The 21,012-nt window shown below is 76.4% G+C and carries 13 protein-coding genes; 8 read left to right on the top strand and 5 right to left on the bottom strand.

The features are described from left to right. Positions 1-44 precede the first annotated feature (44 nt). The 5 genes from IG86_RS0112870 (at position 45) to IG86_RS0112850 (ending at position 13,255) form a co-directional block, all read left to right on the top strand. A complete protein-coding gene (locus IG86_RS0112870; RefSeq protein WP_030896841.1) occupies positions 45-917 on the top strand; it encodes a DUF4132 domain-containing protein in 873 nt (290 codons plus the stop codon). Next, on the top strand, positions 914-5,830 hold the full coding sequence (locus IG86_RS0112865) for a hypothetical protein (RefSeq protein WP_045936943.1): 4,917 nt from the start codon (positions 914-916) through the stop codon (positions 5,828-5,830). The genes IG86_RS0112870 and IG86_RS0112865 overlap by 4 nt, the downstream gene beginning before the upstream one ends. A 140-nt stretch (positions 5,831-5,970) precedes the next feature. Then, positions 5,971-7,128 (top strand): ATP-binding protein, encoded by a 1,158-nt coding sequence (locus IG86_RS0112860; protein WP_030819941.1) that lies wholly within the window; start codon positions 5,971-5,973, stop codon positions 7,126-7,128. Further along, positions 7,125-11,363, top strand: coding sequence for a DUF5682 family protein (locus IG86_RS0112855; RefSeq protein WP_030896839.1), 4,239 nt, complete (start codon positions 7,125-7,127; stop codon positions 11,361-11,363). Before IG86_RS0112860 ends, IG86_RS0112855 begins: the two co-directional genes overlap by 4 nt. Then, entirely contained in the window at positions 11,360-13,255 is a 1,896-nt protein-coding gene (locus IG86_RS0112850; RefSeq protein WP_030896837.1) for an SWIM zinc finger family protein, read from the top strand. Before IG86_RS0112855 ends, IG86_RS0112850 begins: the two co-directional genes overlap by 4 nt. Here the strand turns inward: IG86_RS0112850 and IG86_RS0112845 are convergent. Then, complete coding sequence (locus tag IG86_RS0112845; protein ID WP_030896835.1) at positions 13,221-13,703, bottom strand: HAD domain-containing protein; 483 nt, start codon at positions 13,701-13,703, stop codon at positions 13,221-13,223. The two genes, IG86_RS0112850 and IG86_RS0112845, sit on opposite strands and share 35 nt — an antisense overlap. Before the next feature lie 58 nt (positions 13,704-13,761). Between IG86_RS0112845 and IG86_RS0112840 the strand changes: the two genes are divergently transcribed. Both IG86_RS0112840 and IG86_RS0112835 read left to right on the top strand, forming a co-directional pair. After that, a complete protein-coding gene (locus IG86_RS0112840) occupies positions 13,762-14,526 on the top strand; it encodes an MOSC domain-containing protein (RefSeq protein WP_030896833.1) in 765 nt (254 codons plus the stop codon). A 109-nt stretch (positions 14,527-14,635) separates the two neighbouring features. Then, on the top strand, positions 14,636-15,331 hold the full coding sequence (locus IG86_RS0112835; RefSeq protein WP_157854816.1) for a hypothetical protein: 696 nt from the start codon (positions 14,636-14,638) through the stop codon (positions 15,329-15,331). On the opposite strand, the gene IG86_RS0112830 is transcribed toward IG86_RS0112835, so the two are convergent. Further along, positions 15,315-16,937: a carboxylesterase/lipase family protein gene (locus tag IG86_RS0112830; protein WP_063761523.1), complete on the bottom strand. Its 1,623-nt coding sequence runs from the start codon at positions 16,935-16,937 to the stop codon at positions 15,315-15,317. The genes IG86_RS0112835 and IG86_RS0112830 overlap by 17 nt on opposite strands. Positions 16,938-17,110: 173 nt before the next feature. Between IG86_RS0112830 and IG86_RS0112825 the strand changes: the two genes are divergently transcribed. Then, positions 17,111-18,139 (top strand): hypothetical protein, encoded by a 1,029-nt coding sequence (locus IG86_RS0112825; RefSeq protein ID WP_051785125.1) that lies wholly within the window; start codon positions 17,111-17,113, stop codon positions 18,137-18,139. A 79-nt stretch (positions 18,140-18,218) separates the two neighbouring features. Here the strand turns inward: IG86_RS0112825 and IG86_RS0112820 are convergent, their stop codons facing one another. The 3 genes from IG86_RS0112820 to IG86_RS0112810 all read right to left on the bottom strand — a co-directional run bounded on the left by IG86_RS0112820 (position 18,219) and on the right by IG86_RS0112810 (position 20,949). Further along, the gene (locus IG86_RS0112820) at positions 18,219-19,244 is read right to left on the bottom strand and encodes an NAD(P)/FAD-dependent oxidoreductase (protein ID WP_030896825.1); all 1,026 of its coding nucleotides are present in this window, start codon (positions 19,242-19,244) and stop codon (positions 18,219-18,221) included. Beyond that, complete coding sequence (locus tag IG86_RS0112815; RefSeq protein ID WP_051785167.1) at positions 19,241-19,795, bottom strand: isoprenylcysteine carboxyl methyltransferase family protein; 555 nt, start codon at positions 19,793-19,795, stop codon at positions 19,241-19,243. The genes IG86_RS0112820 and IG86_RS0112815 overlap by 4 nt, the downstream gene beginning before the upstream one ends. A gap of 95 nt (positions 19,796-19,890) precedes the next feature. After that, complete coding sequence (locus IG86_RS0112810; protein ID WP_030896823.1) at positions 19,891-20,949, bottom strand: type III polyketide synthase; 1,059 nt, start codon at positions 20,947-20,949, stop codon at positions 19,891-19,893. Positions 20,950-21,012: the final 63 nt, after the last annotated feature.

The raw sequence follows: 21,012 nt of genomic DNA, 5'->3' as shown, positions 1-21,012 counted from the left end.
GCTGCGCGCAAACACGTACGGGACAGGCGGAGGGGCACAGTCTGATGGCATGGCTGGCGGCGGGCGAGGGGTACGAGATCGCCCTGGTGGAGGGGCGGGTGGCGGCGAGGTCCGTCACCGGCCGGGCGGCGGGACGGCAGTTGAAGACGCTGCCCAAGGCGCTGAAGGACCATCCCGAGGTGGACCGGCTGCGGCGGCTCGCCGAATGGCTCGACCGGCACGCGGCGGCCTGCGTCGCGCAGGTCGACGGCTGGATGGTGTCCTCGCTGCCCGTCCCGACCGAACTGCTCGCCCGGGTCTGGCCCGACGAGGCCTGGCAGAACGCCCTGCGCGACCTGGCCGTCGTCGGCGACGACCCCGACGAGGTGGGCTTCCTGCGGGACGCCACCGCGTCGGGTGAGCTCAAGGTGGTCAACCTCGACGGCGAGACCGTACGGCTCTCCCCGCGCACGGTGACCCTGCCCCACCCGGTACTGCTGCCCGACCTGGACGACGTACGCGAGTTCGCGGCCGAGCTGGGCATCGTGCAGCAGGTCGAGCAGATCCACCGCGCGACCTGGCGCAAGCCCGACGAGGTCTCCGTCACCGCCACCGAGGTCCGCGACTACGCGGGCGGGGTCTTCCCCACCCGCTTCAGCCTCGCCGCCCGCGCGACCGCCCTCGGCTACCGGGTCTCCGGCGGCTACGCCACCTGCAAGGTCCGCGACGCGGGAGCCGGCTCCGGCACGGAGGCGGCGGTGTGGATCGGCGAGCCCTACTACGACGACGAGACCACCACCGGCGCCCTGAGCTGGCACGACGAGGACGGCCGGGCGGTACCGCTGACGAAGGTCGGACCGGTCGCCTGGTCCGAGGGAATGCGAATGGCCGCGGCACTGTACGCCGGGCGCAAGATCGAGGAGGGCGGGGACGCATGAGCAGGAACCTGAGAAACACGGCGGCGACCGAGACCGAACTGCTGCTGCAGGCCGGCGCCGTCCTCCCCAACGGCACCACCGGGGCCGGAGCCGACGCCGTCGACCTGACCGCCCGCACCTACCGCCACCCCGGCCTCGACGAGGACCGCGTCGTCGTCCGGCTCGCCGCCGCCGAACTCGGCGCGGCCGAGGACCTCGCCGCCGGCTTCCTGGGCCTCGTACGCGACGAGGGCGAGCCGCCCGTCGTCGGCATGAGCCGGCGCCAGGCGCTCGGCTTCCCCGAATGGGTCCTCGTGCACCACCCCGAGGACGGCCACCACGCCCTCGCCGTCGTCCCCGAACTCGACCGGATCGCCCGCCAGGCCAAGACCAAGCCGAAGGCCGCGCTCGACGCGTGCACCGAACTGGCCGACCGCCTCGCCGCCTCCGTGCCGCACTTCCTGCCCCTCTTCCACGAGCAGGCCGCGCGCATCTTCCTCGCCGTCGAGAACACCACCTACGCCGCCCAGCTGTTCGGCCGCGCCCGCACCGCCGAGGCCCAGCACGGCCTGCCCGTCGACGAGGACCGCCTCGACTCCGTCTTCCTGGAATTCGCACTGGCCGGCGCCCTGCCGGTGAAGGTGCTCGCCGGCTACGGCAAGGCCCTGGCCGTCCGCGTCAGCCCCGCCGAGGCCTACGAGCGCTTCCGCCGCCTGTGCGTACGCCGCACCGCGGGCGGCCTGCCGCCCTCCGCGCAGGCCGCCGTCGAACTGCGCCGCCTCGCCCGCACCGCGGGCCTGACCGGCACCGAACCCGAGCAGGACTACCTCGCCGAACTGCTGCCCCTGCCCGCCACCCTGCGCGCCGCGCTCGGCTGGTGGAAGGCCCACCGCGGCGCCCTCGTCGCGCTCGCCCGCCGCGTCCCCGCCGTACGCGGCACCCTCCTCGGCCTGACCCCGCCCGGCGGCGACGTCGACCTGATCGACCTGTGGCTGGACGTCCTGGAGGAGTCCGGCGCCACCGCCGGACTCGCGGACGGCAACCTGCCCGAGGAGGAGCGCTGCTCCGACGGCACCGCCGGCTGGCTCGAGCGCTTCGCCGCCGCCCGCCGCTCCGGCTGGGGCCGCCGCCCCACGAACCCGGTCCTCCTCGACGTCGTCGAGCGCTGCGCCCCGCAGCTGCGCGCCGAACTCGACCGGCCCGGGCGGGAGGCCGGCCTGCAGGTCGGCGTCCAGGACGCCGACCTCCTCGACCTGCTGCTCACCCTCGAAGTCCCGGTCGCCTCCCCCCAGGAGCACGAGACCCGCCACCGGCACGACACGCTGAACCTGTCCGACTGGGCGGGCCGCGACGAGCGGCGCGACCTGTCCGCGGTCGCCGCGGACACCCGCTTCCAGCCCGCCTTCCGCCGGGCGCTGAACGGCATCGGCAGCGGCGGGGCCGACATCGTCCGGCACGTCGCCGCCTCGCCGGGCGCACGCCCGCTGCTGACCGAGTGGATGGTCGAAGTGGCCCGCGCCTCCGTCGCCGCCGGCCTCCCCGGAGTCCCCGACGCCATCGAGCGGCTGACCTGGCTGCCCGTCGAGGCGCTGGCGCTCGCCCCCGAGGAGGTCGCCGCCGCGGCCGCCGCCGACCTCGGCGAAACCCTCGCCCGCACCCTGCGCGGCGGCCTCTTCGAGGAACTGGCCTGGCCCGCCTGGGAGAGCGCCGTCACCGAACTGACCCCTGGCAAGGACCGGGGCGGCCTCGTCGTCGTCGAGGCCTGGCCGTACCTGATCGTCGCCAACACGGCCCAGGTCCGCGTCATCGACGCCGACTCCACCGTCCTCACGCACGACCTGCGCGTGCCGGCCGGCTCCACACGCCGCATGGGCTTCCACTACGTCGACGGCGAACTCCTCGTCTTCTGGGCCGACTGGAGCGCCAACCGCGTCGAGGGCTACTGGCACTCCTCGCCCGGCACCGTCTTCACCCTCGACACCGACCGCAACTACTGGTCCCTGCGCAGCGACCACCTCTCCCTGCAGCTGCCCGGCGGCGGGCGCACCACCGGCGGCGGCGTCCTGCACCGCGGCGACACCCGGCTGCCCGACGAGCGGCCGGTCCTGTCCGACGGCACCTCGTACTGGGTGTGGCGCCAGCGCGACCAGGACAACGACAGCGGCTGGCTCGAATACGACCCGGCGAGCGGCGCCCACGGACGCTCCTCCATGCCCGCGTTCTTCGCCGACACCATGAGGGCGTACAACGGCAAGGCCTCCTCCGGGTACTCCAGCCGGCTGCTGCCCACGCCCACCGTGGAAGGCTCGGTGCTCGGCGCACCCGTCGACGGCCTCCTCGGCTGGCACGCCGTACGCCTCCCCGAAAACGGCTGGGCCGGCACCGACACCGGCGGACGCACCGTCACCGTCCCCGAAGGCGGGGACAAGCCGGTCGCGGCCCTCACCTTCCCCGGCGACGACCGCCCGCGCGCGCTCTCGCACAGCTGGCGCGAACTGTCCCTCACCGATCCCGAGGGCGTCGTCACCGCCCAGACCCGCAACGACCGCCACGACACCCCCTTCAGCACCGGCAGCGTCGACCTCCCGCCGCTCTCCCACTGGTACGCGCTGCGCCCGCGCGACCCGCAGGGCTCGGTGGCGCTGCGCACGGCCGACCGCGAGACCGTCGGGGCCCTCCTCAAGGCGGCGGCCGCCGCACCGAAGGTCACCGACCTGCCGGACGTGGTGAGCGCGGCCCTGCCGCACGTCACCGACCCGAAGCTGATCGGCGGCGTCGTCGAGGTCCTGCGGTTCGCCCTCACCCAGCAGAAGGCCCTGGACGGGATCTCGGCCCGCCTCGACGCGGACACCGCCCCCGAGGAGGAGCGCGAGCTCGGACCCGCCGACCAGCTCCTCGGCGCGGCCCTGAACGGCCTCCTCGACTACGGCCACTACCGCTACAACGACGACAGCGACGGGGCGCACCGCACCCTGACCCTCCTCGGCGCCGCCCGCGCCGAGACCGACACCGCCGGGGTGCCCGGGCTGCTCCACTTCGACACCCCCGCCCTGCCGTACTTCACCTTCACCTGGACGCCGCTGCTGGAGCAGCCCGCGGCCGCCGCCTACCGGGCCGTCGCCGCCACGACCACCGACGAACAGCGGGCGGCCCTCCTCACCGTGCTCGGCGAGGTGGACACCCTCGGCATGGCCTCGGCGCAGGGCTCGGCCGGCAGCTGGCGCCAGGTCCGGGTCCACCTCGGCCACTCCCACCTGACCGGCCCCGACGGCCGCGACCGCAACGTCTACCACCGCAGCCTGCTCCCGCTGGGCGGCGGAGCCGTCCTCGCCATGACCGAGCACGGCGACTCCGTGCCCGACGGCCACGAGTTCGGCGCCCTCCTCCACGACCCCACCGGCCGCTTCACCGTCCCCGGCCCCTACACCGTGCGCCACGCGACACCCATCGGCGACCCCGAGCGGGAACCCGGCTGGCTGACCGCCTTCCTCGGCGCCGCCGCCGAGCACGGCCCGCTGCCCTTCCGCCCGGAGGCCGCGGAGGAGTTCTCCCGGCTCACCGGGGTGTCCGGCACCCTCGCCCGCCTGGTGATCGCCGGACTCCCGCACCTCGACAGCTACGACCGCAACTTCCTGCCCGCGGAGGTGCGCACCGCCCTCGGCGTCAAGGCCACCGACGCCGCCTACGCCCGTGACGAGCTCAAGGGCCTCGGCGCGGAACTCCGGCGCGCCCTGGTCGCGGCCCTGCTGCCCGCCGATCCGGTACGCCTGTGGAACGAAGGCCCCGACGTGGCGGCCGCCGCCGAGCTGTGGAACCGGCGCGTGGGCCGCCGTACCCCCGTACCCGACTGGCTGGCCACGGAGGCCGCGCGCGCCGTCCGCGGCGGATGGGCAGCCCACCGCGTACTGGCCGCACTGCTCGACCCGGCCGCCTCGCGCGAACTCTCCGTCGACGTTCCGTGGACCGTCAAGGGCGACCACGTGGAACCCGCCGTGGCCACCCCCGACGCCTTCAACGCACAGGTCCTGAACTCGACCCTCGCCATGAGCGCATGGCTGGCCCACCGGCTGCCGGCCGGCGACCCCGTACGAGCGGCCCTCCCGCCCGCACTGACCGCCGTACGGCAGCGCCTCGCCGGGCCCGAACTGCTCCTGGAGCTCGCCCACTACACCAGCCTCCCGGACTTCCGGAAGGTCGCCGGCACACCGACCGAGACCGGCGAGGGCTACGAGCGCTACGGCGCCGTCGTCATGGCCACCCACGACAACCAGCCCAAGCCCGCGGTGCGCCCGGCCCTGCTGGACTCCACCGGCTCCGACCCCTACCTGCCGGCGCTGCGCGGCGACGACCAGCAGCCCCTGGCGACCGAGAGGGCCCTGCGGACCGCCCACGACCCGCGTTTCGCCGCACTGCTCGCCGACCCGGGCGCACCCGCGGCCGGCACGGTCGGCGCGGACGGCACGTGGTGGCCGCAGGACCCGAGCCGATCGGTACCCGAGCTGGTGCAGGAGGTCGCCGCCGAGTACGGGCTGGGCGCCGACGCGGCCGCCCTGTACCTGGCACTGCTCGCCATGCCCGACCCCACCGACCGCAACACCGCCCGGTGGACGGGCTGGAAGCCGGCCCGGCTCAAGGCCGCCCGCGCCGAACTGGCCGCCACCGACCTGGTGGTGTCGGCCGACCGCAGCCGGGCCGGACGCTCGCTGTTCCTGCCCGGCGCGTGGGCCGACATGGCCTCCCCGGCGCTGCCGGTGGAGCAGTGGAAGCTGCCGATGTACGGCCTCACCACCGGCGCCCGGCCGCTGCTGGGCGTCCTGGCACCGGCCGAACCGGCCGCGGAGCTCTACCGCCGCGCCTGGCAGCGGATCCGGGAGGGCGACGTCCCGCGCTTCCAGGAACTCAAGGTGAAGCGCACCCGCGCCCGCCGCCGCTGAGCCGGCCGCCACCCCGACGCGGAGCCGGTGCGGCCCACCTGCCACGGTGGGCCGCACCGCCCCGCGCCCCCGGCCACCACTTCGCACACCGCGCACCCCTCGCGCCCCCCGTACACCGCGCACACCCGCAGAGGAACACGATGACCGTCACCGCACCATCCGCCCCCGCCGACCGGCAGGTGCTGCCCGCCGAGGAGCGGCACGCCGCCGAGCTGGCCTTCCTCGCCGCCCACGACACCGGCCCCCGGCCGCCCGGCTGGGCGCTGACCCCGCGCGCCGTCGTCACCTTCGTCTGCGGCAGCGACGGCACCGAACTGGCCCTGCCCAAGCGCCGCGCCGGCCTCCCGGCCAAGCTGGCCATCGCCCCCAAGTTCGTCGGCGAACGCGCCCTGGTGGAGCGGTGCGTCGTCACCCTCGCGGGAGAACGCGGACTGCTCCTCACCGGCGAGCCCGGAACCGCCAAGTCGATGCTGTCCGAACTGCTGGCCGCCGCCGTCTGCGGTACGAGCGCCCTCACCGTCCAGGGCACCGCGGGCACCACCGAGGACGCCTTCCGCTACGGCTGGAACTACGCCCTGCTGCTCGCGCAAGGCCCCACCCCGCAGGCTCTGGTCGACTCCCCGGTGCTGTCGGCCATGCGCACCGGGCGGGTCGTCCGCGTGGAGGAGATCACCCGCTGCCTGCCCGAGGTGCAGGACGCGCTCGTCTCGATCCTCTCGGACCGCCGGGTCAGCGTGCCCGAACTGACCGCCACCGAGGACGCGGTGGTCTCCGCGGCCCCCGGCTTCACCGTCATCGCCACCGCCAACCTGCGCGACCGCGGCGTCTCGGAGATGTCCGCCGCCCTCAAGCGGCGCTTCAACTTCGAGACCGTCGCCCCGATCGCCGACGCGGACGCGGAGGCCACGCTGATCCGCCGCCAGGCCGTCGCCGCCGTCCAGCGGGCCGGCGCCGCCTTCGGCGTGGACGACGCCGTGCTCGACGCGCTCGTCACCGTCTTCCGCGACCTGCGCTCGGGGCGTTCCGCCGAGGGCTGGGACGTGGAACGCCCGGGTACGGTCATGTCCACCGCCGAGGCGGTACAGGTGGCGGCCTCGCTGGGAGTCGCCGCCGCGTACCTGCCGGACGGGGACGTGCTGGACCTGCTGCCGGGGCACCTGCTGGGCGTCGTGCGCAAGGACGACCCCGCCGACCACGCAAGGCTGCTGGGGTACTGGGACGGCCCCGTCCGGCGCCGCGCCGAGGACGGCTCGGCGATGTGGCGCCGCCTCTGGGACCTGCGCGGGAGCCTGCGTTGACGCACACCGACCCGCGGGCCGCCGTCGACGCGCTCGCCGCGGCCCGCGAGCCCTACCTGATCGGGGTACGGCACCACAGCCCGGCTCTGGCCGTGGTGGTGCCGGACCTGCTGGACGCCTCCGGCGCGGACGTCGTCTGCGTCGAGCTCCCGGCGGACTTCCAGCCGTGGCTGGAGCACCTGGCCGACCCGGAGACCGTCGCCCCCGTCGCCCTGGCGGGCACCGGCGAGGACGGCCGCCTGGCGTTCTACCCGTTCGCGGACTTCTCCCCCGAGCTGGCGGCCATCCGCTGGGCCCGCCGATCGGGCGCGGCCGTCCTGTGCTGCGACCTCCCCCTGTCCGATCCCGGCTGGACCCCCCACCGGGCCGTCCCGCACCCGTCCCCACCCACGGACGGCCCCGCCGCCCCGCCGCGGGCCGTGGACACCACGCCGAACTCCGACTCAGGCACGGGTTCGGGTGCCGCAAACCTCCCGGCTCGGGACACGGCCGGTCTGCCGGACGCCGCCGACCGGGCCCCGGTGAGCGGCGTCGGTACGGCCGGGGCTGCTCACACGGGTACGGACCCGGGTGCCGGCAGCGCCTCGACGCGGGACACCGCCGACGTGCGACAGACCGCCGCGGGCCCGGTGCCCGCGACGGGAGCGGCCGGGGCGCCCTGCGGGGGCGCGGACGCCGCGTCGAGCACGGCCTCCCGCACGGTTTCGCTGCGGGCCACGGGCACGACCACCCTGACGGACACCGCCCCGGAAGCGGCCGGCGGCCCGCGGCGCGCGGGCGGTTTCGCCGACGCCCTCACCGCCGCCGGCACCGGCCGTGACGGCGACGACATGTGGGACCGCGCCGTCGAGGTCCTCGCACCGGGCTGCTCCCCGGAGGCCGTGCGCCGGGCCGCGCTCGGCGTCGGCTGGGCGCTGCGCACGGACGGCCCCGTGCCGGACCGGGACCTCGCCCGCGAGGCACACATGCGCGCCGTGATCGCGGGCGCCGCCGCCGACGGCCACCGAGTGGCCGCCGTCATCGGCTCTTTCCACGCCCCGGCCCTCCTCGCCCCCGAGGCGAGCGGCGCGGCCGTCGCGGGGACGGACGCACCCAACGGGCGTGCGCCGCAAGCGGACTCCGCGACCGCACCGGAAGGCACCCCCGGGCCCGCGCCGGACGGCGCCTGCGGCACCGGGCCCGACGCGCTCCATGAGCCTTCCGCGGCCACGGGTTCCTCCGCGGGAGCGGAAGCAGCTTCCGCGACCGGTACCGATGGCACGTACGGCCCGGGGGCCGCGCCGAACGGCAGCGCCGGTGCGGGTTCCGGCGCTGAAGCGGGCGCCGGGTCCGAAGGCGCCTCCGGCGGCGTCGCGCCCGGCGTGACCCCCGCGACGGGCGAGCGCCCCGCACCCGGCCGCGGCCCGGCCGGCAAGGCCTCCGGGCGGGGGAGCGGCGCAGGCGGGGACACCGCCGTCACCTCCTTCGTGCCGTACTCCTTCGACCTGCTCGACTCCCGCTCCGGGTACCCCGCCGGCATCCGCGACCCGCTCTGGCAGCAGGCCGTCCTGGAGGCCGGCGGTGACCCCGAGCGGGTCCGGGAGGCCGCGTCCGTCGCCGTCACCGGGATCTGCCGGGAGCTGCGCCGGGCCGGACACACCGCCGGCACCGGCGAAGCCGCCGAGACGCTGCGGCTGGCCTGCGACCTCGCCGTCCTGCGCGGGCTGCCCGCGCCCGGCCGCGGCGAGCTCCTGGAGGCCGTCGCCACCGTCCTCGGCCAGGGTGAACCCCTCGGCCGGGGGCGGGCGCTGGCCCACGCCCTCGAAGCGGTGCTCGTCGGCACCGCCCGGGGGCGGACCACCCCGCACGCCCCCCGCTCCGGCCTCGGCCCCTCCGTCGAGGCCGAACTCGCCGAGCTGCGCCTGCCGTGCCCCGAGGACCCCGCACCCCGCGAGGTCCGCCTCGACCCGCTCCGCTCCGCCCTCGACGGCCGCCGCGAGGTCCTCCTGCAGCGCCTCCTCGTCTGCGGCGCCTCCTACGGTGAGCCCCTCACCGTCGCCGCCACCGGCGACGGCACCGCCCTCGGCACCAAGTGGCGGCTGTCCTGGACGCCTTCCGTCCCGGCCCGGCTCGACCTCACCGGCGTGCGCGGCGTCACCGCCGCCCAGGCGGCCGCCGGCACGCTCGGCGAAACCGCCCGCCGCGCCGCCGCCGACGGCGGCCCGACCCCGGCCCAGATCCTCGCCGGGCTGGCCGCCGCCGCACGGTGCGACCTGCCCGAACTGGTCGACGTACGCCTCCACGAGGCGGCCACCGCCCTGCCGCGGACGGCGACCCTGCCCGAACTCCTCGACGCCCTCGACCTCCTGGAGGCACTGCACCGCGGCCACCTCCCCGGCACCTCCGCCGCGTCCCGCGCCGCTTGCGCCGCGCTCACCGACGACCTCCTCGAAGCCGCCGTACGCTCCCTGCCCGGCCTCGCCGGCAGCGAAGACCCGGCCGACGCCGCCGCCCTCGTGGCCCTCGCCGACCGGGCCGCCGCCCACCACCTGGGCCTGCGCACGGACGACGCGCTCGCCGTCCTCGCGGCCTCCGCGTCCCCCCTGATGCAGGGCGCGGCCCTGGCCGTACGGGTCCTCCTCGACCTCGACCCGGCCGACGCGCTCGGCGACCGCGCAGCCGGCTGGATCGACAGCGCCGGCACCCCCGACAGCCGGCGCGCCCTGACCCGCCGGCTCGCCGGACTCCTCACCGCCGCCGGCCCGTTGCTGCAGTCCTCCCCGGCCGCCCTCACCCCGCTCCTCGACCGCGTCGACCACCTCGCCGACCAGGACTTCCTCGACCGCCTCCCCGCCCTGCGCGGCGGCTTCGACGCCCTCGCGCCGGCCGCCCGCGACCGGCTCCTGGACACCGTCACCGAACGCCTCGGTGACCGCATCGACCTCGCGCTCGACGCCCCGCCCACCCTGCTCGCCCTCTGGGCCGCCGCCGACGCCGCCGGTCTCGCCGCACTCAAGGCCCTTCCGCTGCCCCGGCCGCAGGAACGGGCCGAGGACCCGGCCCCGGCAGGGGACCCGGCCCCGGACGTCCCCGACGCGCCGCCCGCCCCCACGCCCCGGCCGGAGGAGCACCGGCTGGCCCCCGCCGACCGCTGGCGGCTGCTGCTCGGCCGTGAACGCGACCGGCTCCCCGCCGGCGCCCGCCGCTACGCCCACGCACTGGACGAGCTGTACGGCTCCGGACACGGCGAAGGGGCCGGTGACCTCGGCACCGGCCAGGGACCGGGCCGCAGCGGAGGCCAGGAGGCATCCTTCCCCACCGCCCGCGAATGGTCGCAGGAACTCGAAGCGCTGTTCGGCTCCGACGTACGGGAGGAGGTGCTGGCCGGCGCCGCCGAAGCGGGCCGCACCGACGTGCTCGCCCAGCTCGACCCGGCGGCCGTGCGGCCCTCCGTGGAGCTGCTGAGCTCCGTACTGTCCCTCGCCGGAGGACTGCCGGAGGCCCAACTCGCCCGGCTGCGACCCCTGGTGAAGCGACTGGTCGACGAGCTGTCCAAGGAGCTGGCCACCAAGCTGCGCCCGTCCTTGTCCGGCCTCACCACACCCCGGCCCACCCGCCGCCCGGGCGGCGCGCTCGACCTGGCCCGCACCCTGCGCGCCAACCTCGCGCACGCCCGCCGGCGGCCCGACGGCACGGTGGTCGTCGTACCGGAGCGGCCCGTCTTCAGCACCCGGGCGAGCCGCGAGGCCGACTGGCGGCTCGTCCTCGTCGTCGACGTGTCCGGCTCCATGGAGGCTTCCGTCATCTGGTCGGCCCTGACCGCGGCCGTACTGGGCGGCGTGCCCACCCTCTCCACCCACTTCCTCGCCTTCTCCACGCAGGTCGTGGACCTCACCGACCGGGTCGACGACCCGCTCTCGCTGCTGCTGGAGGTGCGCGTCGGCGGCGGCACGCACATCGCGGCCGGCCTCGCCCACGCCCGCTCCCTGATCAGCGTCCCGAGCCGCACCCTCGTCGTCGTGGTCAGCGACTTCGAGGAGGGCGGCCCGATCGGCGGACTGCTCGGGGAGGTCCGCGCACTGGCCGCCTCCGGCGCCCACCTGATGGGCTGCGCCGCACTGGACGACACGGGCAACCCCCGGTACTCGGTCCCGGTCGCGCGGCAACTCGTCGCGGCCGGCATGCCCGTGGCCGCCCTCAGTCCTCTCGCCCTCGCCCGCTGGGTGGGCGACCGCCTCCGTGGAGAGTCCCGTTGAGCACCGAACTGCCGCCCGTCGCACCCGAGGTGCTCGCCGAAGCGGTCGAAAGCCTCACCGCACGGCTGCGCAAGAAGCTGGACGACGCCACCGCGGGCTGCGCGGACGCCGCCACCCGCGAGACCGACGGGAGCGTCACCTTCCGTTTCGGTGAGGACGCCGTCGTCACGCTGCGGCCCGGCCCGGCGGGGACGGTCACCGAGGCCGGGCAGGCCACCTGCACCTGCCTGCTCGCGCCCCGGTGCCTGCACCGGGCCGCCGCCCTGGGCGCCGCCCCGCTCGCCGACGCGGCGCCGCCGGAGCCGGAGCCGGTGCCCGAGTCGGCCGGGTCCGCGGCCGACGGGACGGAGCGGGCACCGGCAGCCGCATCAGCCGAAGCCGAAGCCGAAGGCGCATCAGACGAGCCCGCCGAGTCCGTCCCGGCCCTCACCGCGGCCCAGCTCGGCGCCGCCGCCGCGCTCTGGCACGCCGCCGCCGAAGCCCTGGCGGCCGGCGTGACCGCCGGGGGAGCCGTCGTCCAGGCCGAGCTGCTGCGCGCCGCGCACACCGCCCGCCTCGCCGGCCTGCCCCGCGCGGAAGCGGCCGCCCTCCGGGTCGTACGCGGTCTGCGCGCGGCCCGGGAACGCCGCACCGCGCACCGCCTGGGCGACCTCACCGGATCCTTCCGCGAACTCCTGCACACCGCCGGGGTGCTGGCCTCCGGCACGGCCGGCCCGGCACTGACCGGTACCTCCCGGCGCGCCTACACGCCGGGCGGCAGCCTGCGGGTGCAGGGCCTGTGCCGGGAACCGGTGCTCTCGGCCACCGGCTACGGCGGGGTCGTCACCCACCTGCTGGCCCCGGACGGCTCCCGCTACTCGATCTCGGACGTCCGCCCGGGAGGCCTGGCCCGCGCCCGCGGGGCCGGACGGGCCTCCGTCGCCCTCGGCGGCGCCACCCTCGACCACGCCGGCCTGGCCCGGGGAGGCCTGCGCATCGTCGGCGCGACGGTCTCCCCGGAGGGCCGGCTCGGCGCCGGACGCGGGGTCAAGGCGACCCCGCTGCCCGGCGCCGCGTGGACCGACGGGCCCGCGGCCCCGCTGTTCGCCCGCCCCGCGGCCGAGGCCGTCGCCGAGCTGCTGGCGGCCCCGGCCGAGGCGGCCGAGACGGAAACCGCCCTGATCGGCTGCGACGTCACGGTCGTCGGCGCGGCCGGCGACCACCTCCTGGTCCGCGAGGCAGTACCGCACGCACCCCTGCTGAGGCTGCTGCCCGCGCACCCGCACCCGGAGCTGCCGCACACCGAGAACCTGCGGCGCATCGCCTCGTACCCCGGACTCCGGCTGCGCGTCCTGGGCCGCCCCGACCTCGACCGTGCCGCCACCCTGCGCCCGGTGGCCGTCGGCCCGGTGCCCGGCGCGCAGTACACGCTGCGGCTGCCCGAGGACTGGCTGGGCCGGGCCGATCTCGGCTACGACCGCCTCCAGGGCGAGCACTTCCCGGCGCCGGCCGCCGCCACGGAGGCAGCCGGTGAGGCCGGCCCCGTACCGGCGGCCGACGCCCCGGACCCGCTGGCCGACGCGCCACTGTGGCGGGTGCGCCGCCTCCTCGAGACGGGTGTCGCCGGCGGCCGCCGCGCGGTCGCCGAGGCGGCCCGCGGTACGGCGGCGCAGGCCGCTTACGGTCCGCTGCGCCGGGCCGGACTGACCGCCGCGGCGGACCTGGCCACCGCCCTCGCGGCCGAGGCCGACCGGCGCCCGCGCGACGCCTTCGGCCGGCTCGCCGACCCCTCGCCCGACGGTTACGCCTGGGCCTGGCTGGCCGCGGCCACCCACCTGGCGGCGGCGGAACGCTCCCTGGTCGCCGCGTCGTGGACGGCTACACCGAACGGAGCCACGCCCGCAGCGTCGTGAAGTCCCCGGCGGTCAGGCCGATGCCCGGGTCGACGCGGTGCAACAGGGCCGGGCCCGGGTGGTGATCGGCCACCCGGGCCCGGTCGGCGCCGGTGATCTCGTCGTCGATCCACACGAAGGGCCGCCCGGCCGCGTGGGCGAGGAGGGCGGGCGTCTTCCAGTGGACGCCGCCGCGCCCGTCCTCGTCGGAGGGCTCCGGCCAGGCCACCACCGGCAGCTCCGGCAGCCCGAGCCGCGGGGCGACGCACTCGTTCGCCTCCGCCATCCAGGTCGTGGCCCACCACAGTTCGCACGGCAGCCCCGCCAACAGCGGCCCGAGGGCCGCGTCGACACGGACGAGCAGGGGGTGGGGGCCGCCGTCCCCGGGCGGGTACGGGCCCGCCCCGAAGGGGATGAGCGGTCCGTCGACATCGAGGTAGAGGAGAGGAAGGGGCGTTGAGCTGCTCATGACCCCACGGTAGCCCGGCCCGACGGGCTGCCGGGGCCGGTGCACTACCGTCACAGCGGTGGCGGACGACGTGGGCGTGATAGAGCGGTTGTGGCGGTACCCGATCAAGTCGACCGGCGGTGAACCGCTGCGCAGCGCGGAGGTCGACCTGCGGGGTCTGGTGGGCGACCGGCTGTACGCGGTGCGGGACGGCGCGGGGAAGTTCGGCTCGGGCAAGAACACCCGGCGCTTCCGGCGCATGGACGGACTGCTGCACCTTCGTTCCCGCTACGCGCGGGCTACGGGGGAGCCGGGCCCGCCGGCAGGGCCCGGACCGTCCGGATCACCGGAACCGTCCGGACCGCCTGAGCTGGTCGACCCCCACGGGCGTGTGGTGGCCGACCCCACGGCTTTCCTCCGCACCTACCTCGGCCGCGACGATGTCGAACTGGCCCGCGAAGGCGAGGTGTCGCACTTCGACCAGTTGCCCGTCAGCGTCCTCACCACCGCCACCCTCGACTGGATCCGCAGGGAGGTGCCCGACGTGCCCGTCGACGAGCGCCGGTTCCGGCCGAACCTCCTGGTGCGCACACCGCCCGGTACGCCGCCCTTCGTCGAGGACGAGTGGATCGGCCGCGAGGCGAGCCTGGGCGACACCCTGCGCCTGGACTTCCGGCGCTCCAGCGAGCGCTGCGTGATGACCAATCAGGCCCAGCAGGACCTCCCGCACTCACCGCTGGTCCTGAAGGCGATCGCCGCCGCCCACGACAACCGGCTCGACGTGCTCGCCACGGTCCGCACCCCGGGGACGGTCCGGGTGGGCGACCCGCTCGTCCTCGGCTGAGCCGCCCCCCGGCGCCGTCAGTGGGCGGGGAACAGACGGAAGCACGAGTCGGCGCCGGATGGAACCGCGGCCGCCGTGACGGCCTCTTGCAGGCCGAAGGGGGATGGTCATGACGAAGACAGCGGTGTCCGTGACCGGGCGCGTGGTGGTGGCGGGGCTCCTGTGCGCCGTTCTCGCGGGGTGCGGGACCACCCGGGCGGGGCAGGCCGCCCCGCGGGCCGGGGCACCCACGCTCGCGCCGGCCGACTGCGGTGCGGACCTGACGACGGACGAGGGTGCGGGCGGCCACGCCGGTCCGCCGACCGACGAGGAGACGGGCGGCTACGCGGGCCCGCCCACGGACGAGGAGACGGGCGGCTACGCGGGTCCGCCGACCGACGAGGAGACGGGCGGCTACGCGGGCCCGCCGACCGACGAGGAGACGGGCGCCCACGCCGGTCCGCCCACCGACCAGGAGAGCGGGGCCTCCGCCGGGCCCCCGACCGACGGCGACATGACCAACGGCGGCGGCCCCTGCGGTCCGGCCGACTGGTTCGACATGACCCGCGAGTTCAGCGCCTACCACCGGGGGCACCGCACCGAACGGGACGAGAAGGTGTCGGTCACGGAGACCCGGGTCCGCAAGGTCCGGTCGGTCGGTGAGGCACGGATCACCTTCTCCACCTGGCAGGTGGGCAAGGGCGCGGCGGAGGACGCCCGCCGCATCGCCGAGGTGTTCACCTCCTGGCGCCGCGAGGTGTACGGCGACCACGGCACCCTGACCCTGCGTACGGCCGAATACGAGGTCATCACCCAGCAGTGGTGACCCCGGGCCACCGCTCGTCCCAGAGCGCGCAGTGGTGTTCGGCCCGCCCGTCCACCGTACGGATTCCGTCCGCCCCCGGAGCCAGCGACAGCACCCGCGCCGACGCCCCCAGCCGAGGCCACTGCGGGGCACCGGGCGCGGCCGGAACACCCGTCCGCGCGAAGCCGGTCCAGTAGCCGGTCATCCGGTCCGCGAGCCCCTGTTGCGCTTCGTTCAGCGGGGCGATCGTGAACAGGTAGGGCAGCTCGAAGCCGTGGGCCGCGCCGAGCGGCAGCTCCGGCACCGGCGGCAGCCCGGTGAAGTCGGGCGCGTCCCGGTCACTGAACCGGTAGGCGTACGTCGGCACGTGGCGCCGCAGCGCCTCCGCGTCCCGCAGCGTCGGGCAGATGAACGAGGCGTCGGTCAGCAGTGTCGCCCAGGCGATCGCCGGGGTCGGGTACGCCGACACCGGATAGGCGGTCTCCAGGGCCCGGGCCGTCTCCACGCCGAACGACCGCTCCATCCGGGCCCGGTAGGCGTTCCCGTCGCCGATCGGGTACGCCGCCAGTGTCTGGGCCAGGAAGAGGCGGATCTCGTCCCGGGTGGTGCCCTGCACCACCGGCACCCGGTGGAACCGCCCGGCCCGCAAGGCCCGCCGCGGCTCCATCGGCAGGGTGCTGTCCCCGTAGGAGACCAGGGAGAAGCGCTGCATCAGGTCGGCGGTCGCGAGGGTACGGGCGTCCAGCGCGCGCAGGCAGTCCAGCGCGCCCGAGGGCCGGCCGCAGCCGAGCCGGGCGGCCGCGAGGGCTCCCTCCTCGACGGTGCGCCGCGCGGGCACGAAGGGCTCGTACGTACCGAGGCCCGGCAGCAGCGCCGACGGCGGCGTCGTGGTCGAGCACGATCCGCTCTGCACGACGGCCCTGTGGAACAGGCCGGCGGAGGCGGGCGAGGTGAGGTGCGCGCAGACGCTCAGGGCACCCGCCGATTCGCCGAAGACGGTGACGTTGCCGGGGTCCCCGCCGAACCGGTGCGCGTTCGTCCGTACCCAGCGCAACGCCGCCCGCTGGTCCGCGAGGGCGAAGCCGGGGGCGCCGCCCAGCTCCGGATGGCCGAACAGGCCGAAGACGCCCAGCCGGTAGTTGACCGTCACGACCACCGCACCGCCCTGTACCGCCGGCCTGTGCGGTCGGTAGACGTCGCCGGAGCCGCTGAAGAAGCCGCCGCCGTGGAACCAGACCATGACCGGTCGAGGCCGTGGTCGTGGCCGCGCACCGGCCGCCGGGCCGCTCGGACCGGCCGGGACGGTCACGTTGAGGTACAGGCAGTCCTCCGATCCGACCGGCCCGCCGCCCCCGAGCGCGGGCAGCTGCACACAGCGCGAACCGGGCGCCCCGGCGTCCCGTACCCCCTGCCACCGGCGCGCCGGCTCCGGCAGCCGCCAGCGGCGCGGGCCGGTCGGGGGAGCCGCGAAGGGAATGCCCTCGAACGTGCTGTACGCCCCGTGCGTCCGCCCGCGCACCGGACCGCGGTCGGTGTCCACGACGGGGCCCTCCGGACCGGCCGCCGCGCCCATCAGCAGAAGGACGGCGGGCAGCAGCAGCGCGCACCGGCGCCGGACCCCTCGCATGTCGGGCACGGGCTTCGCCTTTCCCTCGGGCCCGGGCGGGCCCCCCGTTTGCCCGCCCCGAATGGCGCAGTGGGCGGAAGTGGCACTCAATGTAACAAAGCGTGCGCTTCCCATGACGCACGATGACCGGCGCGCGATTGCGTAGACCCGCGCGTCGGCGAACGGAGCTTTCCATGAATGACCCCATCACTCTCGCGGCGACGCAACACGAAGACCGCCACGGGAATCCCGACACCACGGTCCCGGACACCCCGGCCACCACCGAGGTCCCGGACACCCCCGACATCCCCGACGGCCCGGACGGGCCCGACGCCTCCGACGCGCAGACCACCCAGCGCATGCGGACCCTCCTGGAGACCGCCGCCACCTGTCGTCCGGTGGAGGAGGTCACCGCGCTGGTGAGCCTCCTCAAGGAGGACGGCCCCCTGCCCGACGCCGGACACGACGCGCTGCGCGCGGCCGCCGTGACCCGGCCCGTGCAGGACGTGCAGCGGATGGTCACCCTGCTGGGCGAGGCCCCGCACGAGGTGGGCGAAGCGGACCTCACGCTGCGCGCCGCCGCCGTCGGGCGGTCCATCGAGGACGTCGCCCTGCTGGTGAACATCCTCGGCAAGGACGCGCCGGGCGAACCGGAGCAGCAGCCCCGTAGCGGGCCCGCCGGAGCCGCCCGGGCGGCCGCACCGCCCGCGCCGGCCGCGGCGCCGCCCCCGGGGCGGCCCGAGGAGCCGTACGCAGTCCCGTACCCGGCCCTGTACGACGCGCCCCAGCCGGTGCGGTCCCGGCGGCCCGCCCCCGCCCCCGCCGGGGAGGCGGCCCGCACCCCGGCGCTGCGGCACGTGCTGCGCTGGCCGGTGGCGATCGCCCTGCTGGTCAGCGGCGCCCTCCACCTGCCGCAGGACCTGATGGCCCTGCCGTCGGTGAGCCCGCTCGGCCTCCTGCCCCTCCTGGTCACCGTGGCGTGCCTGGGCGTCGGTGCGCTGGTGGCGCTGCGCGACACCACGGCCGTGTGGAGGGCCGGCGCGGCCACGGCGGTGGGCGTGGTCGCCCTGCACGTGATCGGCGGCTCGCTGGCCTTCGACCCGCTGGCCGGCACCGTGGGCGGCTCGCAGGCCTGGGCCGGAGCCGCCGTCATGCTGAGCGCGGCGGCCGGCGCGGTCCTCGCGGGTCTGGCGCTGAGGAACCGTCAGGAGACCTCGGCCTGACCGGCAGCCGCAACGGCAACGCCAGCAGCGGCACCCCGCGCGACCGTGCGCGGGGTGCCGCTGCGTCGGCGCCTCCGCCTCAGGCGAGCAGGTTGACCGCCCCCGTGAACACGCGCGGCAGCCGGGCGGCCAGCGGGACGATCCGGGGCGCGAGGCGCGGCCGCCGACGGGCCCACAGCAGCGACTCGGTGAGGGCGCGGTAGCTGCGCGACAGGTCCCGCCAGGCCTGCTCGTAGGCCTGCGGCCGGCCCGCCCGTACGCAGCGCACCAGCTCGCCTGCGGCCGTCACGGCCAGGGTGAGGCCCTCACCGGTCAGGGCGTCCACGTACCCGGCGGCGTCCCCGACGAACAGCACCCGCCCCGAGACGCGTACGCGTGCGCCCTGGCGCAGCGGCCCGGCGCCGCGCACCGGTGTGTCGGCGGGACCGGAGATCCGGGCCGCCAGTCGCGGGAAGCGCGCGAGCTGTTCGTCGAAGGGCGCCTGGTCGGTGGTGAGGACCGCGACCCCGATCCGGTCGGGCGCCAGAGGGGTGACGTAGGCCTCGGACCGTGCCGACCAGTGCACTTCGACGAGGTCGCTCCAGGGCTCGACGGCGTAGTGGCGGCGCAGACCGTAGCGGGCCGGCCGGCGGGGGGTGGCCGGCGCCGAGAGGCCCAGTCCGCGCCGGACGGGGGAGTGCAGGCCGTCCGCCGCGACGAGGTAGCGGGCGGTGAGCCCGGCCGCGGTGACGTGGTCGACGCCCTGGCGCACCTGGTCGACGCGTTGCGCCAGGACCCGTACGCCGAGCCGCGCCGCTCGTTCCGCGAGCGCGGCCTGGAGATCGGTACGGCGGGCGCCGAGGCCCGGCCCGGACCGGAAGAGCCCCTCCGCCCGCAGGCCGCTCGCGTCGTCGACGTAGCGGATGCCGCGGAACGGCTGCCCGGCCACGGACACGCCCAGCTCTTCGAGGCGGCGCACCGCCCCGGGCATCAGGCCTTCGCCGCAGGCCTTGTCGATGGGGGTGGGCCGCGGCTCCACCACCACGACCTCCAGGCCGGCGAGGGCCCCGTGGATGGCGGTCGCCAGCCCGGCGGGACCGCCTCCGGCGATCAGCAGGTCGATCATGACGGCGTGCCCGCCGACGGGACGGAGGCGGGGGCGCGCAGCCGTCCGCCGTCCGTCAGGGCCGCGTCCTCGCAGCCGATCCGTACGCGCAGCAGCACCAGGTTGAGCACGGTGAAGCCGAGGGCGGTCACCCAGGCGGAGTGCACCAGCGGCAGCGCGGCCCCTTCCGCGACCACCGCCACGTAGTTGGGGTGGCGCAGCACCCGGTACGGGCCCCGCTCCACCAGGGGCAGCCCGGGAACGACGAGCACCCGGGTGTTCCAGCGCGGACCGAGGGCGGCGATGCACCACCAGCGCAGGCCCTGGGCCGCGACGACGACGGCGAGGGCCGACCAGCCGAGCAGGGGGACGAACGGCCGTCCGGCCGCCAGTGGTTCGACCAGGCAGCCCACCAGCAGCGCGGTGTGCAGGGCGACCATGGCCGGGTAGTGGCCGCGGCCGTACTCGCGGCCGCCGCGCGCCAGGCTCCACGCGGTGTGGCGGCGGGCGGTGACCAGCTCGGCCAGCCGCTCGGCGGCGACGAGGCAGATGAGGAGCAGGTACAGGCTCATCGAGGTCAGCGAGGTCAGTGAGGTCAGTGAGGTGGGAGGGGTCAGAGCGGTCGGAGAGGTCGTTGACGTCAGGAAGTTCATGGAGTTCACCGGGGTCACCAGCGCAGGAGGACGAGTTCGGAGGCGAAGCCGGGGCCGAAGCCGAGCATCAGCCCGATGGACCCGGGCGGCGGTCCGGCACTGCGGACGCCTTCCAGGATGTGCAGGACCGAGGCGGAGGAGAGGTTGCCCACGGCGGCCAGCGAACGCCGGCTCGCCGCGAACGCCGACTCCGGCAGCGCCAGCGCGTCCGAGAGCGCGTCGAGGATCTTCGGGCCGCCGGGATGGCAGATCCAGGCGTCGACGTCCGCGGGTTTGAGGTCGTGGGCGGCGAGGAAGCTCTCCACCTCCTCGGCCACGTGCAGCCGTGCCAGGTCGGGGAGTTCACGGCCGAGCACCATGCGCATGCCCCAGTGGCCGATGTCCCAGCCGAGGAGGTGTTCGGTGCCCGGGTAGAGGCGGCTGCGGGTGGCGACGACCTCGGGGCCGGTGCCCGTCGCGTGCAGGGGATGGTCGCGGCCCACCGCCACCAGGGCGGCCGCACCGTCGCCGAAGAGGGCGCCCGCCACCAGGTTCGCCATCGAGGAGTCGGTGGACTGGAGGGTGAGCGAACACAGCTCGGTGGACAGCAGGACGGCCGCGTCACCGGGCCGGCCGGCGAGGAGGTCGTGGAGATGGCCCACCCCGGCGGCTCCGGCGGCGCACCCGAGGCCGAAGAGCGGCAGCCGCCGTACGTCGGGACGCAGACCGGCCCGGGTGGCGAGCCGGGCCTCCAGCGAGGGCGTGGCGAGCCCGGTCACGGTGGTCGACATGACCAGGTCGACCGCGGAGGCCGTCAGGCCGGCGTCGGCGAGGGCGAGTTCGAGCCCCCGGGGCCCCAGTTCGAGGGCCGTCTCCACGAACAGCGCGTTCGTCGTGCCGAAGTCGTTCGAGGGCCCGTAGCGGTCCAGGGGGAGCGCGAGATGGCGGCCTTCCACGCGCACCGAGGCGTGGACCCGGCGCAGCAGGGCGGTGTCGGAGCCGGGCGGCAGGAAGCGGGCGAGCGCCTCCGTGATCTCGGCCTGCGGATGGCGGTGGGGCGGGAACACGCTGCGCACTGCCAGGACACGTGTCATTGAGTCACCATAGGAAACAACTGACACTTCGTGATGAATCACCTGATTCGGGCGCGGCGCCGC

This window comes from Streptomyces virginiae, assembly GCF_000720455.1.
Taxonomy (GTDB): Bacteria; Actinomycetota; Actinomycetes; order Streptomycetales; family Streptomycetaceae; genus Streptomyces; species Streptomyces virginiae.
Note: the sequence above shows the minus strand (reverse complement) of the source record. Positions and strands in the feature narration are given on the sequence as shown.